Source organism: Yersinia artesiana (assembly GCF_902726545.1).
GTDB lineage: Bacteria > Pseudomonadota > Gammaproteobacteria > Enterobacterales > Enterobacteriaceae > Yersinia > Yersinia artesiana.
Genome location: NZ_CACVAD010000020.1, coordinates 1 through 14,733, shown reverse-complemented (window position 1 = coordinate 14,733; position 14,733 = coordinate 1). Strand labels below are relative to the sequence as shown.

Sequence of the window (14,733 nt, the reverse complement as noted above, 5' to 3'; positions counted from 1 at the left end):
ACAGCAGTTAATTATTCCAATTTGATGAGGGTTTTAGGCGTATCACACTAAGTTTTGCATACAAGAATGTAGCTAAACCGCGTGTGGCTAAAAAAAAGAGATATATTATGATGAAAATTAATGGAATTACTTTCAAACCTTCTACCTGTCAACTCTTCCTGTCCGCCATTCTGGCCAGTGAGCATCACTGGTGCAGCGAGCTGTAGCGTCGTTCTTCTTCCGTAGTTAACCAAATTTATACGCCAAGTGAGTTTCTATTTCTTACGGCCTGCGCACGTCTATTCCCTGTGAATAGGGTGCCGAGTGAGGATAACCGTAACAAATAGACCTTAGCGTGCGTTTATGCGTGTTAGGAGAAGAATGATGATTTATTGGATATTTTTAGGTTTAGCGATTGTTGCTGAAATTATCGGCACGTTATCAATGAAATACGCCAGTATCAGTGGTGAGATGACCGGGCATATCGTGATGTATTTTATGATAACTGGCTCATATATCATGCTGGCGCTGGCAGTGAAGAAAGTGGCCTTAGGTGTGGCCTATGCTCTGTGGGAAGGGATTGGTATCCTGATTATTACAGTCTTCAGTGTGTTGTGGTTTGATGAAAGCTTATCGCCACTGAAAATTGCCGGTTTAGTCACCCTGGTCGGTGGCATAATGTTAGTGAAATCAGGGACTCGTAAGCCGAAGAAAGCAAACAGTCAAAGCAGAAACTCAGGTGATAATCATGCAACAGCTTGAGTTTTACCATATCGCGTTTCTGCTTTTAGCTGTCGTTCTGGAAATCATCGCCAATATCTTGCTGAAAATGTCAGATGGTTTTCGCCGCGTGTGGCTGGGCATATTATCGCTGCTGTCAGTGTTAGGGGCATTCAGTGCGTTGGCACAGGCAGTAAAAGGTATTGAGTTGTCAGTGGCTTATGCTTTATGGGGCGGGTTCGGTATCGCCGCCACTGTAGCAGCCGGTTGGATCTTATTTAATCAGCGCCTGAACTATAAAGGCTGGATCGGCTTGACCTTGTTGCTGGCTGGCATGGTAATGATAAAGCTATCCTAATCTGGAGTCTGGCGGGGCGACTGCGCCGATGGGCGCTCCGGCGGCTTACGCCGCTACGACCCATTCGGCACATTTCCCCGCCTATTCACGTTGTGATTAGTCTGAGACAAGCCAAGGAAATTTGGCTGCTAATCAAATAGCCGCAATAATTTTGATTTCAACTTTATACTTTGGATTCATCAGCTTGGCTTCTACGGTACAGCGGACCGGCGCACTGCCATCAACCACCCAGGCATCCCATGCTGCATTCATCGCCGCGAAGTCGGCCTTATCAGCCAGAAAAATGGTGGCATCCAAAATACGGCTTTTATCTGAGCCGAGCTGATTCAATATCATATCAATCGCAGCCAGGGTGTTTGCCGTCTGCGCCGTAGCATCTGCATCCAAATTTTCCGGTACGCTGGTGTAATAGATAGTGTTGTTAAATACCACTGCGTCTGACCAACGTTTTTCTGGATTAATGCGCTCAATACTCATTTTCACTCCCTTGTGTGAATGTGAATGTCAGTTATCGCATTAGAGTAGCATAGCTCGCCGCGAGAATGTGTGGTCGTGAGGCGTTAGGCTTGGCATAATCACCGCTGATTTCGCCCGGAAGAGACAGCGTGACAGACGATTTTGCAACAGATGGTGCATTAGCACAGGCCATTACAGGTTTTAATCCCCGTGAGTCCCAGCGCCAGATGGCTGCGGCAATCAGTGAATCTATTGATGCCAAACAACAATTGGTGGTGGAGGCCGGTACTGGTACGGGGAAAACATTTGCTTATTTGGCACCCGCCTTACGGGCTGATTGCAAAGTTATTATCTCCACTGGCTCCAAAGCATTACAGGATCAACTCTATTCCCGCGATCTGCCCACGGTCGCGACGGCCCTAAAATACAAAGGAAAGTTGGCGTTACTCAAAGGCCGTTCGAACTACCTGTGTCTGGAGCGACTGGAACAGCAATCTCTGGCGGGTGGCGAACTTGCCAGTGAAACTTTAGTGGATTTAGTTCGACTGCGCGGTTGGTCGGCGGAAACCGTTGACGGTGATATCAGTACCTGTGGTGAAGTGGCAGAAGACAGCTTTGTCTGGCCGTTAGTCACCAGCACCAATGATAACTGTCTGGGCAGCGATTGCCCGCTGTACAAAGATTGTTTTGTGGTCAAAGCGCGCCGTCGGGCGATGGATGCTGACGTGGTAGTGGTGAACCACCATTTGTTTCTGGCGGATATGGTGGTGAAAGAGAGCGGGTTTGCAGAACTTATCCCCACTGCCGACGTGATGATTTTCGATGAAGCCCATCAGATACCTGATATTGCCAGTCAATATTTTGGTCAGCAACTGACCAGTAGGCAGCTAATGGATTTGGCAAAAGATATTATTATTGCCTATCGCACTGAGGTGCGTGACTCAGCGCAATTACAAAAAAGTGCCGACCGCCTGACACAAAGTACACAAGATTTTCGTTTGGTGTTGGGGGATCCAGGTTATCGCGGTAATCTGCGCGATGTGATGGAGCAACCTGCCATTCAGCGGGCGTTGCTGTTGCTCGATGATGCGCTGGAGCTGTGTTACGACGTTATGAAGCTTTCTTTGGGGCGTAGCGCCATGCTGGATGCGGCCTTTGAACGCGCTACGGTGTATCGCAACCGCCTGAAACGATTAAAAGATGTCTCCATGCCCGGTTACAGCTATTGGTATGAATGTAACTCACGGCATTTTGTTCTGGCGCTCACGCCACTCTCAGTTTCTGACCGCTTTCGCGAGTTAATCGAAGAAAAACCCGGCACCTGGATTTTCACCTCAGCCACACTGTCGGTGAATGATCAGTTGGAGCATTTCACCTCCCGACTGGGGCTGACCAATGCCAGGACACTGTTGCTGCCTAGCCCGTTTGATTACGCCAATCAAGCATTGCTGTGCGTGCCACGCAATCTGCCTTCCGCCAATGAGCCGGGGGCGGCGCGTAAACTGGCCGTGATGCTAAAGCCGTTGATTGATGCCAATAAAGGGCGCTGTTTCTTCCTGTGTACCTCGCACCAGATGATGCGCGGGCTGGCGGAAGAGTTCCGCGCCAGCATGACGTTACCGGTATTGGTGCAAGGGGAAACCAGCAAAGGGCAGCTTCTGGCGCAATTTGTGGCGGCGGGCAATGCGCTGTTGGTGGCGACCAGCAGCTTTTGGGAAGGGGTGGATGTGCGGGGTGATGCTTTATCTTGCGTTATCATCGACAAACTGCCGTTTACCTCACCGGATGACCCTTTGTTGAAAGCGCGCATTGAAGATTGCCGCCTGCGTGGCGGCGACCCGTTCAATGATGTGCAATTACCCGATGCCGTTATTACGCTCAAGCAAGGTGTCGGGCGTTTGATTCGTGATATTGATGATCGCGGCGTGTTAGTCATCTGTGATAACCGTTTGGTGATGCGCCCTTATGGCGCGATGTTCCTTAATAGTTTGCCCCCCGCGCCCCGTACCCGTGATTTAGCGAAAGCTATCGCTTTTCTCAAGCAGCGCGATTGAGGGAAAAGCGAGGAGGGGTGTGCTATCATGCGCGCCCTGTGTTGAATTCATCTTCTTTTCCTGCCGAGGTTGGCATGTCCACGCGAATTTTAGCGATCGATACCGCAACAGAAGCTTGTTCTGTCGCACTCTGGAACAACGGTGAGGTTCAGGCTTTATTTGAGCTTTGCCCACGAGAACATACTCAACGAATTTTACCGATGGTGCAGCAAGTGTTGGCTGAGTCGGGCCTATCACTGCAACAACTCGATGCACTGGCCTTTGGTCGTGGCCCCGGCAGCTTTACCGGTGTAAGAATTGGCATCGGCATTGGCCAAGGGCTGGCATTGGGCGCTGATTTGCCAATGATCGGTGTTTCTACCTTGCAAACCATGGCTCAGGGGGCGTTTCGCCTGACAGGGGCATCTCGCGTTTTAGCGGCGATAGATGCGCGGATGGGCGAAGTTTATTGGGGCGAATTTGAGCGCAACGACGCAGGGCTGTGGCTTGGCGACGCGAGTGAAGCGGTGATGACACCGGCACAAGCGCTGGAGCACGCGCAATCATTGAGTGGCACTTGGTCAACGGTGGGGACGGGCTGGCAGACTTATCCTGATCTGATTAGCGGCAGCAGTGTAGTGCTGGTTGACGGTGAAATCACCTTGCCCCATGCCGAAGATATGTTGCCGCTGGCATTATCATCATGGGCGAATGGGCAGGTTGTCAATGTGGAGAATGCCGAGCCGGTGTATCTGCGCAATGAAGTGACCTGGAAAAAACTTCCTGGTCGCTAGAACCTGGCGTTGCTGCTGTAATTTGAAGAATTAAGAAGATAGCAACTTGTCATGCTGTTTAGAGTCTAAAATACCAAGATAGAGATATGATAAGGAGCCTCAGGTTATGGCGATAATAACGTCAACAACTCAACCTACCAGGAACAGAAGCCATAAATGGATGTATGGTTGGCTAGGATTAGGCGTTTTGCTACTTTCCGGTTGTGTCACGATCCCGCCAGCGATTCAGGGAACAACTGCGACACCACAGCAAAACCTTAATTTGGTTCGAACCGATCCGAAAGTATTTATCGGTCAGGAAGCGCGCTTTGGTGGAACGGTTATTAATGTGACCAACGAGGCTCGACGTACCCGGCTTGAAATTGCTAGCGTACCGTTAGATTCCGGAGCCAGACCTATTTTGGGTGAACCTTCACAAGGGCGTGTTATTGCTTATGTGAATGGTTTCCTGGAACCGGTCGATTTCCGTGGGCATCTTGTCACTGTTGTCGGGCCGATTACCGGTGTTGAAGCGGGTAAAATCGGCATGACCCCTTATGACTTCGTGGTGATGAATGTTACGGGTTATAAGCGTTGGCACCTTGAACAACAAGTATTGATGCCGCCAACCATGGGGCCTTGGGGTTATCGTAACCCTGGCATGTGGGGGCCTGGGTGGGGCGGTTGGTACAATCCGGGGCCAGCACCGATACAAACTATCGTTACGGAGTAGTGGGCCGGTTACCTGCGCGGAAGTGTATTTAACAGAAGGGCGCTGAATTCAGCGCCCTTTTTGCATCTATCACATGCAGAATTTTAATAAAAGATTTTATAATCAAAAGCTTATATTATTTAATTTTATTAAATTAAAATAGTATGTTGATTTTACTGAGATTTATTTTTCAACTTGATTATTTCTATGATCTCAACGCCAGAAAATAGTGATGTATATCCCAACCTCAAAATTGTTTAAAAGCAAACTGGTAAGCTGAGTTAAAATATTGTTAAAGTTCTGGTGTAAATAAGTTTGCCTCCCTATTTGGGCGACTAATAATAATTTCAGGAGTGCTACCTTGGAAAAAGTATGGCTCAAGCGGTATCCGGCAGATGTCCCCGCAGAAATTGACCCGGATCGCTATTCTTCTTTGGTGGAAATGTTTGAGAATGCCGCATTGCGTTATGCGGACCAACCTGCGTTCATCAATATGGGGGAGGTGATGACCTTCCGTAAGCTGGAAGAGCGTAGCCGTGCTTTCGCCGCCTATTTACAGCAAGGCTTGGGGTTACAAAAAGGCGACCGTGTTGCATTGATGATGCCGAACCTGCTGCAATATCCTATCGCTTTGTTTGGTATTCTGCGCGCCGGAATGGTTGTGGTGAATGTTAACCCCTTGTACACCCCGCGAGAATTAGAACACCAGCTTAATGATAGTGGCGCTGCGGCCATCGTTATTGTTTCCAACTTTGCTCATACATTGGAAAAAATCGTATTTAAGACCCAGGTCAAACACGTCATTTTGACGCGGATGGGCGACCAATTGTCGACCGCAAAAGGGACTCTGGTTAATTTTGTGGTGAAATATATCAAGCGCCTGGTGCCAAAATACTATTTACCTGATGCCATTTCATTTCGCACCGCCTTACAGAAAGGTCGGCGGATGCAGTATGTGAAGCCGGATGTCATCAATACCGATATGGCGTTCTTGCAGTACACCGGCGGTACTACCGGCGTGGCGAAAGGGGCCATGTTAACGCACCGTAACATGCAATCAAACCTGGAGCAGGCCAAGGCTGCTTACGCGCCATTGTTGCAGCCAGGTCACGAGTTGGTAGTGACGGCACTGCCTCTCTATCATATCTTTGCTTTAACCATGAACTGCCTGTTATTTATCGAGTTGGGCGGGCGCAGTTTACTGATAACCAACCCGCGTGATATTGCTGGTACGGTGAAAGAGCTCAGTCGCTACCCCTTCACGGCAATAACGGGAGTGAATACGTTATTTAATGCGTTGTTAAATAATGAAGAATTCACCAAATTAGATTTCTCGACATTACGGCTTTCGGTGGGGGGCGGTATGCCCGTACAAAAAGCGGTGGCCGAAAAATGGGAAAAATTGACCGGGAAACATTTACTGGAAGGTTATGGTTTGACCGAGTGTTCGCCGTTAGTCACTGGTAATCCTTATGATTTGAAACATTACAGTGGCAGTATTGGTTTACCCGTGCCTTCCACCGATGTTCGGTTAGTGGATGATGAAGGCAATGATGTTGCCATGGGGGTACCGGGCGAACTGTGGGTGCGCGGGCCGCAAGTTATGTTAGGCTATTGGCAACGCCCTGAAGCAACAGATGAAGTATTAAAAGACGGATGGCTGGCAACAGGTGATATTGCGACGCTAGATGAACAAGGCTTCTTGCGCATCGTTGATCGTAAAAAGGATATGATTCTGGTTTCAGGTTTTAACGTCTACCCCAACGAGATTGAAGATGTGGTGGCGTTACATGCGAAAGTGCTGGAGTCTGCCGCTGTCGGGGTGCCTAATGAGGTTTCCGGTGAGACAGTAAAATTGTTTGTCGTAAAAAAAGATGCCTCATTGACTCAGGAAGAGCTGCTAACCCATTGCCGCCGCTACCTAACAGGGTATAAAGTACCGAAAATAGTAGAGTTCCGTGACGAGTTGCCAAAATCGAATGTTGGCAAAATTTTGCGCAGGGAACTGCGTGACGATCAGATTAAAGCTAAGACTAGCGAGCAAAACGCGGCTTAGCTTAACGAGGGAGTCACTCAATCATCATCAACAACGCCGGTTATCACCGGCGTTGTTGTGTTTGCCATAGAACTAACGACTAATAGAGAATCACGTTTTGAATTATCAGTTGATCACGACCGACAGTGCGTTGCAGCAGGTCTGCGAACAAGCCCGAACACATGCCCATGTTGCGCTGGATACAGAGTTTGTCAGAACCCGCACCTACTACCCTCAGTTGGGCCTGATTCAACTGTATGACGGTGAACAACTTTCGCTGATTGATCCTTTGCCCATCACGCAGTGGCAGCCTTTCCGTGAGTTGTTGCAAGATTTAAATGTAGTGAAATACCTACATGCCGGGAGTGAAGATCTCGAAGTGTTCTTGAATGCTTTTGAACTCATGCCTACACCGATGATTGATACTCAGGTGTTGGCGGCATTTTCTGGCCGTTCGTTATCTTGCGGTTTCGCCATGTTGGTGAATGAATTTGAAGGGGTCGAATTAGATAAAAGCGAATCTCGCACGGATTGGATTGCTCGTCCGCTAAGTGAAAAGCAGTGTGATTATGCGGCTGCTGACGTATTTTACCTGTTACCGTTAGCCACTAAATTAGTTGAAGCGACCGAAGCAGCAGGGCGTATGGATGCCGCTAAAGACGAATGTGAGCTGTTGTGTCGCCGTCGCAGTGAAACACTCGATCCCGAATTAGCCTACCGTGAAATCACCAATGCCTGGCAATTGCGCGGCCATCAGTTGGCTTGTCTGCAAAAGCTGGCGTCATGGCGTTTACGTCAGGCTCGTGAACGTGATCTGGCGGTGAACTTTGTGGTTCGCGAAGAGAACCTGTGGCAAGTTGCCCGTTATCAGCCAACTTCGCTGGGTGAGCTTGACTCTCTGGGTTTAAGTGGGCAGGAGATTCGCTATCATGGCCGCACCTTACTGGCACTGGTTGTCGAAGGGAATGCCGTTCCTGAAGATCAACTGCCGCCACCGGTTATCAATCTGGTTGATCAGCCGGGCTACAAGAAAGTCTTTAAAGATATTAAAGCACTTATTGTGTCGGTCAGTGAGCGCAGTGGGTTAAGCAGTGAATTGTTAGCGTCACGCCGGCAAATAAACCAATTACTGAGTTGGCATTGGAAATTGAAGTCAGCAGAAACTCAACCTGAGTTATTAAGTGGCTGGCGTGGAGATTTAATGGCTACGGAATTGACTGAGATTTTACAGCAATATTAATAGCAGAAATAAGCGTTAAGGATTTTCTTGTTTGGGCGGGTATATATATAACAAAAATAAAACTGTATATATATACAGCTAACAAAAAAAGAATTACCCCCTGTAAATAAATACAGGGGGTAGCTATTGCGAAGAAATCATTTAGGCGTTTCTTCCGTTTCCGGTAATGTCACGTTAAGTTCAAGTACCGAAATATCATCCCCTTTCTGCTCAAATTGCACATGCAGCATTTCAGGGTCGATCTGAATATATTTACAAATAACCGCCAAAATATCGCGTTTCAAGTCAGGCAAATAATGGGGCTCACTGTCCCCACGACGACGCTCAGCGACGATAATTTGCAGCCGTTCCTTGGCTATATTGGCTGTCGGTTTTTTGCGGGACAGAAAAAAGTCTAACAAAGCCATGGTTTATCCCCCAAAAAGGCGTTTCAGGAAGCCCTTCTTCTCTTCTTCAATGAAGCGGAAGGGACGTTCTTCTCCTAGCAAACGGTCAACGGTATCGTCATAAGCTTTACCGGCATCTGACTCTTTGTCCAGAATCACAGGCTCGCCTTGGTTCGAGGCGCGCAATACGGACTGATCTTCTGGAATAACGCCAACCAGTGGTATCCTCAGAATATCAAGGACATCTTCCATGCTAAGCATATCGCCGCGATTAACACGCCCTGGGTTGTAGCGGGTCAACAGCAGATGTTCTTTAATTGGTTCCTGACCATTCTCAGCTCGGCGTGACTTGGATGACAATATCCCGAGGATACGGTCTGAGTCACGAACTGAAGAAACTTCAGGGTTGGTCGTGATGACAGCTTCGTCAGCAAAATACAGTGCCATTAACGCACCGCTTTCGATGCCGGCAGGTGAGTCACACACTACAAACTCAAAATTCATTTCGCCAAGATCGTTTAAAATCTTTTCGACACCCTCTTTGGTCAGAGCGTCTTTATCACGGGTCTGAGAAGCGGGCAGAATATACAAATTATCCGTGCGCTTATCTTTTATTAATGCCTGGTTCAACGTGGCGTCACCTTGAATCACATTAACAAAATCGTAAACCACCCGGCGCTCACAACCCATAATCAAGTCTAGGTTCCGCAGTCCGATATCAAAATCGATAACAACGGTTTTTTTACCTTTTTGGGCCAAGCCGGTTGCGATAGCCGCGCTTGATGTGGTCTTGCCAACGCCCCCTTTACCCGATGTAACAACAATAATGCGTGCCATGAAATGGATTCCTTGTCAAAAGGGCTTAATTTAAAGGTTGTATAGTTAATGCGTTATCCAGCAAATGCAAACGCGCAGCTTGACCAAAATAATCACTGGGTATTTGATCACTCAACCAGTACTGCCCTGCGATAGAGACTAGTTCAGCACCCAGATGCGTGCAAAAAATCTGGCACTGCGCATCACCTGATGCGCCTGCTAGCGCACGACCGCGCATCATTCCATAGATATGAATATTACCGTCGGCAATTAATTCAGCTCCAGCACTGACACTACTGATAACAATCAAATCACAATTACGGGCATAAATCTGTTGGCCAGAACGGACAGGCGTGTTGATGATTCGCGTCTTGGTAGGAACATTCTCCGGCGGACTCACCACCGGCTCTGGTGCCATTTTCTGACCTTTACCTTCGCTCAGTAATGGCAAACCAGCCCGCGCTATCGCACGTTTTTGACGTTCATCCTGACAACCACTGATGCCAACAATACGCAGACCCGCTGAAGTGACAGCCTGTTGGAGATCTTTCCAGTTAGCACCGTTAGGTAACGTTGCAACGTTAATCACAACAGGGGCGTTTTTCAGGAAAGCGGGCGCTTGATCGACCTTTTCCTGTAATGCCTGACGGATTACCTCCGGTCGGGAATCATGTAAATGAATGACCGATAGGGTAAAACTACTGCCTTTTAACTCAATTGGCGATTGTGACATCTATCCTGACTCAGTTTCAGCTGCGTTTAATCCCCGGAATATCATTCGGGGTACAATATTCTGATCTTCCCAAGCATGTTATAGGTAATATAAAAATAAATCTATCCGTATCAATATATTGAATCCCAACATCCCAATGATGCCAATCTTGTAGGAAATTACAGCATAACTTCTCCTTATTCGCTAGCCCCGGTTTGTCAATATTTGGTTAATATCACTGTCATGATTGTGTTGTTTATTTTTTCAACAGCCAGACTGGCTTCATACTCGTTATTATCGTTTTTATGATGAAGAAATATGAGGGTGTAATGTGGCTATTATCCGATGAGTGAAATACTTCGTAATATTATTTCGGAGAAATCTCACTCAATACTTTGTCAATCTGAGCCATGTATCGACAAAGCCGAAATGAGTCACAAACTTGAATGGTTTTGCTTTTGTCTATAAACGAGACAAATTACCGCTATTTTTAGTTATTTAATATTGAGAATGATAATCATTTTGTGATATTTTTCGGCTTCTACATTCATTAATCTAAAGGAAATCAATGATGAAAAGGAATTTCATCCCGCTATCATTTATCTGCGTTATTGTCATATCAACACCATTGCAAGTTGGGGCTGATTTTAGCTATCACGCTGATATTCCAAAAGATAGTAAAGTTTCTACAGATTATCTTGAAAAACGTAAGGCATTGGGGGCTACCGCCCTTGATGCTCAATCATGGCAACGCCAACTGGATGAAGAAAAAGCGAGAAAGGATGCAGAGGCGGCACGGAATGAACAAGAAAAACAGGTGAAATGCCAACAGCGGGAATATCAACAACGCCCACGCGCAGACAACGCTAGAAATTCCTACTTAGTTCCGGACCCTTGTGCTGCCCGTATCGGTATCGATATTCCCGTCTATTGATATCTCGGATAGGTGATATAGCAGGGCGTGTTATAATCGCCTGCTATGACTATTGAATTTATCGACTAGAGTCCAGAATATGCTTTGTGCTATCTACCGAAGCCCGAAACGGGATCAAACTTACCTTTATATTGAAAAGAAAGACGATTTTTCGCGAGTGCCGGCTGAGTTACTCAGCAGCTTTGGTAAACCCCAATTTGCGATGCAGCTTTCACTTAATGAGCGTAAAAGCTTAGCCACAGCGGATATCGAAAAAGTGAAAAGCGCACTCGTAGAGCAGGGGTTTTATCTGCAAGTCCCACCGCCGCCAGAAAGCTTATTAAAAATGCATTTGGGTGAAACGAAAGCCTAGTTCCCTCACGGCTTGTGGCTTGATAAAGGAACGCGTCGATGAAATTGTCAATGATTACAGTCGCTTTTGCGGCTGTTATATCTTTGGGGTGTGCTAATAAGAACACAGCCGCGCCAATACAAACACCGGTTGCTGCACCGCAAGCAGCCCCATCACCTACCAGCAATAACAACAAAAAAATGTTATCCGAACAGGGGCGTGACCCGGCGCAGTTTCCTGCTTATGTTGAACAATTGAAAGCTCAGGCTCGTGCCAAAGGGATCAGTGAGGCGACGCTGGATATTGCTTTTGCCAATATTCATTTTGTTGATCGGGTGATTCAATCAGATCGAAACCAGTTAGAAAAAAAGGTCACACTGGATGATTACCTCGCCAAAGTTTTGACACCGAGCAAAATAGCCCAAGGCAAAGAGATATATCAGCGCTACCAACCCCAACTATCACAAGTGACGGCACGTTACGGAGTCCCTGAGCGCTATATTGTGGCGCTGTGGGGAATGGAAAGTGGTTTTGGTAAGATTCAAGGTAAGGAAGATGTGATTTCAGCTTTATCGACTTTAGCATTTGAAGGGCGGCGCGAGGCGTTTTTCACCAAAGAGTTGATCGCCGCATTGCAGATTATTCAACAAGGTCGGGTTGAAGATCCGCAGTTAAAAGGTTCATGGGCTGGTGCTATGGGGCAAAGCCAGTTTATGCCCAGCTCTTTCCTGACCTATGGTGCTGACGGTGATGGTGATGGCAAAGTCGATATTTGGAATAATATTGATGATGTATTTGCTTCTACTGCTAACTATCTGTCTACTGAGGGGTGGAAACCGGGTATCGGTTGGGGTCAGGAAGCACAGTTGCCAGAGGGCTTCAATGTTGCACTTGCTGGCTTGAAAGACGGTCAAGCCAAGACAGTGGCACAATGGCAGCAACTGGGTGTTGTCCCCAAGGGGAGTGTCGCTAACCCTGACTTACGTGCCTGGGTGATCGTGCCTGATGATGTGCAAGGGCGCGCGTTTCTGGTTTATGATAATTTCCGCACTATTATGCACTGGAATCGTTCTTACTATTTCGCCATCAGCATTGGTATGATGGCAGATGGCATTAGTCAATAAAGCCTGTAGCCAAAATGCGCCGTACACCAGCGTTTTTGGCGGCGGGTAGTGTCTATCAGGATTGTAATCAGGAGAGGCAGTATGTATCAACATAGAGACTGGCAAGGGGCTTTGCTGGAATTTCCAGTAAATAAAGTGGTTTGCGTAGGCAGTAACTATGCCGAACATATTAAAGAAATGGGCAGTACCACCTCAGTCGAGCCAGTGCTGTTTATCAAACCTGAAACGGCATTGTGTGATATTCGCCAGCCGGTTGCTATTCCGAAAGAGTTTGGTGCTGTACATCATGAGGTAGAATTAGCCGTTTTGATCGGTATGCCGTTAAAACAAGCCAATGAAGATAGAGCTGCCCGCGCGATTGTGGGCTACGGTGTGGCATTAGATTTAACCTTGCGCGAATTACAGTCTGGGTTGAAAAAGGCGGGCCAGCCGTGGGAAAAGGCCAAAGCATTTGATGGTTCGTGTCCGATTTCGGGTTTTATTCCTGTCGCTGAGTTTGGTGATGCGCAACAGGCCGAGTTATCTCTGGTCATTAATGATGAAGTCCGTCAGCAGGGAAACACCCGCGATATGATTACACCTATCCTGCCATTGATATGTTATATCAGCCGCTTCTTTACCTTACGGCCTGGTGATATTATTTTGACCGGCACGCCACAAGGCGTCGGGCCGATGGCTTCGGGCGATATGCTAAAAATTGGCCTGAATGGCAAGACGTTGAGCACCCGTGTACTTTAAGTGAATATATGCCGTCAGGGTTATGGTTCTGGCGGCAAAACTTGCATCTGGTAGCCAAAGCGTCTATAACGACCCGCTCATTTAACTCTATATTTATTCACTACACCGGATACCGTTATGTCACAACTTCCTTTTTGGCAACAAAAAACACTCGCAGAGATGTCAGATAGCGAATGGGAATCACTGTGTGACGGATGCGGTCAATGTTGTTTGAATAAATTGATTGATGAGGACACTGATGAAATCTACTTCACCAATGTGGCCTGTGATCAGCTCAATATTAAAACCTGTCAATGCCGTAATTATGAGCGTCGCTTTGAATTAGAAGAAGATTGCATCAAGTTAACTCGCGAAAATCTGGTGACTTTTGAATGGTTGCCACCCACCTGTGCCTATCGCTTAATTGGTGAAGGTCATGACTTACCCAAATGGCACCCCTTATTAACAGGTTCAAAATCGGCCATGCATGGCGAGCGAATTTCGGTACGTCATATTGCTGTGCGCGAGAGTGAAGTGATTGATTGGCAAGACCACATCTTGAATAAACCGCAGTGGGCCAGATAACTATTGATATATAAGAAATTTATATCAGATAGCTATTGTTTGGGACATCAGTGGGGCACCATTATCAAAACCAGCGTGCAAGATTGCCATCTGATCAAGGTTGTTTTCTGACATCCATTTTCCGTACAGGTTGTAAATCATCAGTGCTGATGCATGACCCATTTGATTAGCAACAAAGTTTGGGTTAGTCCCCGCGCTTAGTGCCCAACATGCAAATGTATGGCGAGATTCATAGGCTTTTCTGTGTTTTATTCCCGCCTTCTTGAGCATCGCATTCCATGCTGTTCCAACGGAACCGAGCGAATAACAATGTCGCCCTTTGCCATTTGACTCTTTAAAGCCTCAATAACAGGTGTAACGGTCAACTAAAACCGGACACCGATTTAGGCACATTGTTGTAGCTGGTGGCACATAACTTCATGGAAACACAGGCACGCTGGGAAGTTATGTGATGGGAGCTACCCAAAAGCCGGTCAAGGCATTGAACGCCCAAATTGAAATGATGCGCCGGGACAGGATATTAACAGCTGCTCAGAAACGTGAACGCATCGACAGGTTGATGGCTACGGGAATGCAGTGCATCTTTGACAAATTTTCAAGTGAAAGCGTTTCCCTCACAGGTTTGTTTGTCAAATATTCTTCAGACAAATAGCATTAGTGTGAATATAGTCCGGGCCGATAGTTGTAGCTGCCAAACTGAATGACAATAAGACCAAATTTCTGTCCCTTGCTCACACTGATAACTCATAAATCTTATACCTTAATGGGAATGCATACAGAATCTCTATGGCATTTTTGATTAATCTTGGTTACTATAAATGC

General features: G+C 47.0%; 17 protein-coding genes and 1 pseudogene. 13 read left to right on the top strand and 5 right to left on the bottom strand.

What is annotated here, in order from left to right; translation table 11 throughout:
* Positions 1–363 precede the first annotated feature (363 nt).
* Both mdtJ and mdtI read left to right on the top strand, forming a co-directional pair.
* Positions 364–741 (top strand): multidrug/spermidine efflux SMR transporter subunit MdtJ, encoded by a 378-nt coding sequence (gene mdtJ / locus HU019_RS08545; protein WP_174849406.1) that lies wholly within the window; start codon positions 364–366, stop codon positions 739–741.
* A complete protein-coding gene (gene mdtI, locus HU019_RS08540; RefSeq protein ID WP_174849398.1) occupies positions 728–1,057 on the top strand; it encodes a multidrug/spermidine efflux SMR transporter subunit MdtI in 330 nt (109 codons plus the stop codon). The genes mdtJ and mdtI overlap by 14 nt, the downstream gene beginning before the upstream one ends.
* 132 nt (positions 1,058–1,189) lie before the next feature.
* On the opposite strand, the gene HU019_RS08535 is transcribed toward mdtI, so the two are convergent.
* Positions 1,190–1,534, bottom strand: coding sequence for a RidA family protein (locus HU019_RS08535; RefSeq protein WP_005169202.1), 345 nt, complete (start codon positions 1,532–1,534; stop codon positions 1,190–1,192).
* Between the two features lie 128 nt (positions 1,535–1,662).
* Here HU019_RS08535 and HU019_RS08530 point away from each other — a divergent pair, with 128 nt between their 5' ends.
* The 5 genes from HU019_RS08530 to rnd all read left to right on the top strand — a co-directional run bounded on the left by HU019_RS08530 (position 1,663) and on the right by rnd (position 8,306).
* Positions 1,663–3,567, top strand: a complete 1,905-nt coding sequence (locus tag HU019_RS08530; RefSeq protein WP_174849399.1) for an ATP-dependent DNA helicase — start codon at positions 1,663–1,665, stop codon at positions 3,565–3,567.
* Between the two features lie 74 nt (positions 3,568–3,641).
* Positions 3,642–4,340 (top strand): tRNA (adenosine(37)-N6)-threonylcarbamoyltransferase complex dimerization subunit type 1 TsaB, encoded by a 699-nt coding sequence (tsaB, locus tag HU019_RS08525; protein ID WP_174849400.1) that lies wholly within the window; start codon positions 3,642–3,644, stop codon positions 4,338–4,340.
* A 106-nt stretch (positions 4,341–4,446) separates the two neighbouring features.
* Positions 4,447–5,052, top strand: coding sequence for a Slp family lipoprotein (locus HU019_RS08520; RefSeq protein WP_174849401.1), 606 nt, complete (start codon positions 4,447–4,449; stop codon positions 5,050–5,052).
* A 340-nt stretch (positions 5,053–5,392) separates the two neighbouring features.
* On the top strand, positions 5,393–7,087 hold the full coding sequence (gene fadD / locus HU019_RS08515; protein ID WP_174849747.1) for a long-chain-fatty-acid--CoA ligase FadD: 1,695 nt from the start codon (positions 5,393–5,395) through the stop codon (positions 7,085–7,087).
* Between the two features lie 97 nt (positions 7,088–7,184).
* Positions 7,185–8,306 carry a ribonuclease D gene (gene rnd, locus HU019_RS08510; protein WP_174849746.1) on the top strand — a complete coding sequence of 374 codons (1,122 nt, stop codon included), beginning with the start codon at positions 7,185–7,187 and terminating at the stop codon, positions 8,304–8,306.
* A 137-nt stretch (positions 8,307–8,443) separates the two neighbouring features.
* On the opposite strand, the gene minE is transcribed toward rnd, so the two are convergent.
* From minE to minC, 3 genes are read right to left on the bottom strand one after another with little or no spacing between them, the layout of a single operon-like run.
* Entirely contained in the window at positions 8,444–8,713 is a 270-nt protein-coding gene (gene minE / locus HU019_RS08505) for a cell division topological specificity factor MinE (RefSeq protein ID WP_002211180.1), read from the bottom strand.
* Between the two features lie 3 nt (positions 8,714–8,716).
* Positions 8,717–9,529: a septum site-determining protein MinD gene (minD, locus tag HU019_RS08500; protein WP_005163000.1), complete on the bottom strand. Its 813-nt coding sequence runs from the start codon at positions 9,527–9,529 to the stop codon at positions 8,717–8,719.
* Between the two features lie 25 nt (positions 9,530–9,554).
* Positions 9,555–10,241: a septum site-determining protein MinC gene (gene minC / locus HU019_RS08495; RefSeq protein ID WP_005169220.1), complete on the bottom strand. Its 687-nt coding sequence runs from the start codon at positions 10,239–10,241 to the stop codon at positions 9,555–9,557.
* 550 nt (positions 10,242–10,791) lie between these two features.
* On the opposite strand from minC, the gene HU019_RS08490 reads away from it, so the two are divergent.
* The 5 genes from HU019_RS08490 to HU019_RS08470 all read left to right on the top strand — a co-directional run bounded on the left by HU019_RS08490 (position 10,792) and on the right by HU019_RS08470 (position 13,911).
* Complete coding sequence (locus HU019_RS08490; protein ID WP_174849745.1) at positions 10,792–11,154, top strand: hypothetical protein; 363 nt, start codon at positions 10,792–10,794, stop codon at positions 11,152–11,154.
* Positions 11,155–11,233: 79 nt separating this feature from the next.
* Positions 11,234–11,506 (top strand): YcgL domain-containing protein, encoded by a 273-nt coding sequence (locus tag HU019_RS08485; RefSeq protein ID WP_174849744.1) that lies wholly within the window; start codon positions 11,234–11,236, stop codon positions 11,504–11,506.
* Positions 11,507–11,544: 38 nt separating this feature from the next.
* Positions 11,545–12,609: a lytic murein transglycosylase gene (locus HU019_RS08480; RefSeq protein ID WP_174849743.1), complete on the top strand. Its 1,065-nt coding sequence runs from the start codon at positions 11,545–11,547 to the stop codon at positions 12,607–12,609.
* 81 nt (positions 12,610–12,690) lie between these two features.
* On the top strand, positions 12,691–13,347 hold the full coding sequence (locus HU019_RS08475; RefSeq protein ID WP_174849742.1) for a fumarylacetoacetate hydrolase family protein: 657 nt from the start codon (positions 12,691–12,693) through the stop codon (positions 13,345–13,347).
* Positions 13,348–13,464: 117 nt separating this feature from the next.
* The gene (locus tag HU019_RS08470) at positions 13,465–13,911 is read left to right on the top strand and encodes a YcgN family cysteine cluster protein (RefSeq protein WP_174849741.1); all 447 of its coding nucleotides are present in this window, start codon (positions 13,465–13,467) and stop codon (positions 13,909–13,911) included.
* Positions 13,912–13,935: 24 nt separating this feature from the next.
* Here HU019_RS08470 and HU019_RS08465 read toward each other — a convergent pair.
* Positions 13,936–14,238 (bottom strand): annotated as a pseudogene (locus HU019_RS08465) (tyrosine-type recombinase/integrase); the annotation flags it as partial.
* Positions 14,239–14,362: 124 nt separating this feature from the next.
* On the opposite strand from HU019_RS08465, the gene HU019_RS20250 reads away from it, so the two are divergent.
* Complete coding sequence (locus HU019_RS20250) at positions 14,363–14,563, top strand: hypothetical protein (RefSeq protein ID WP_227739444.1); 201 nt, start codon at positions 14,363–14,365, stop codon at positions 14,561–14,563.
* Positions 14,564–14,733: the final 170 nt, after the last annotated feature.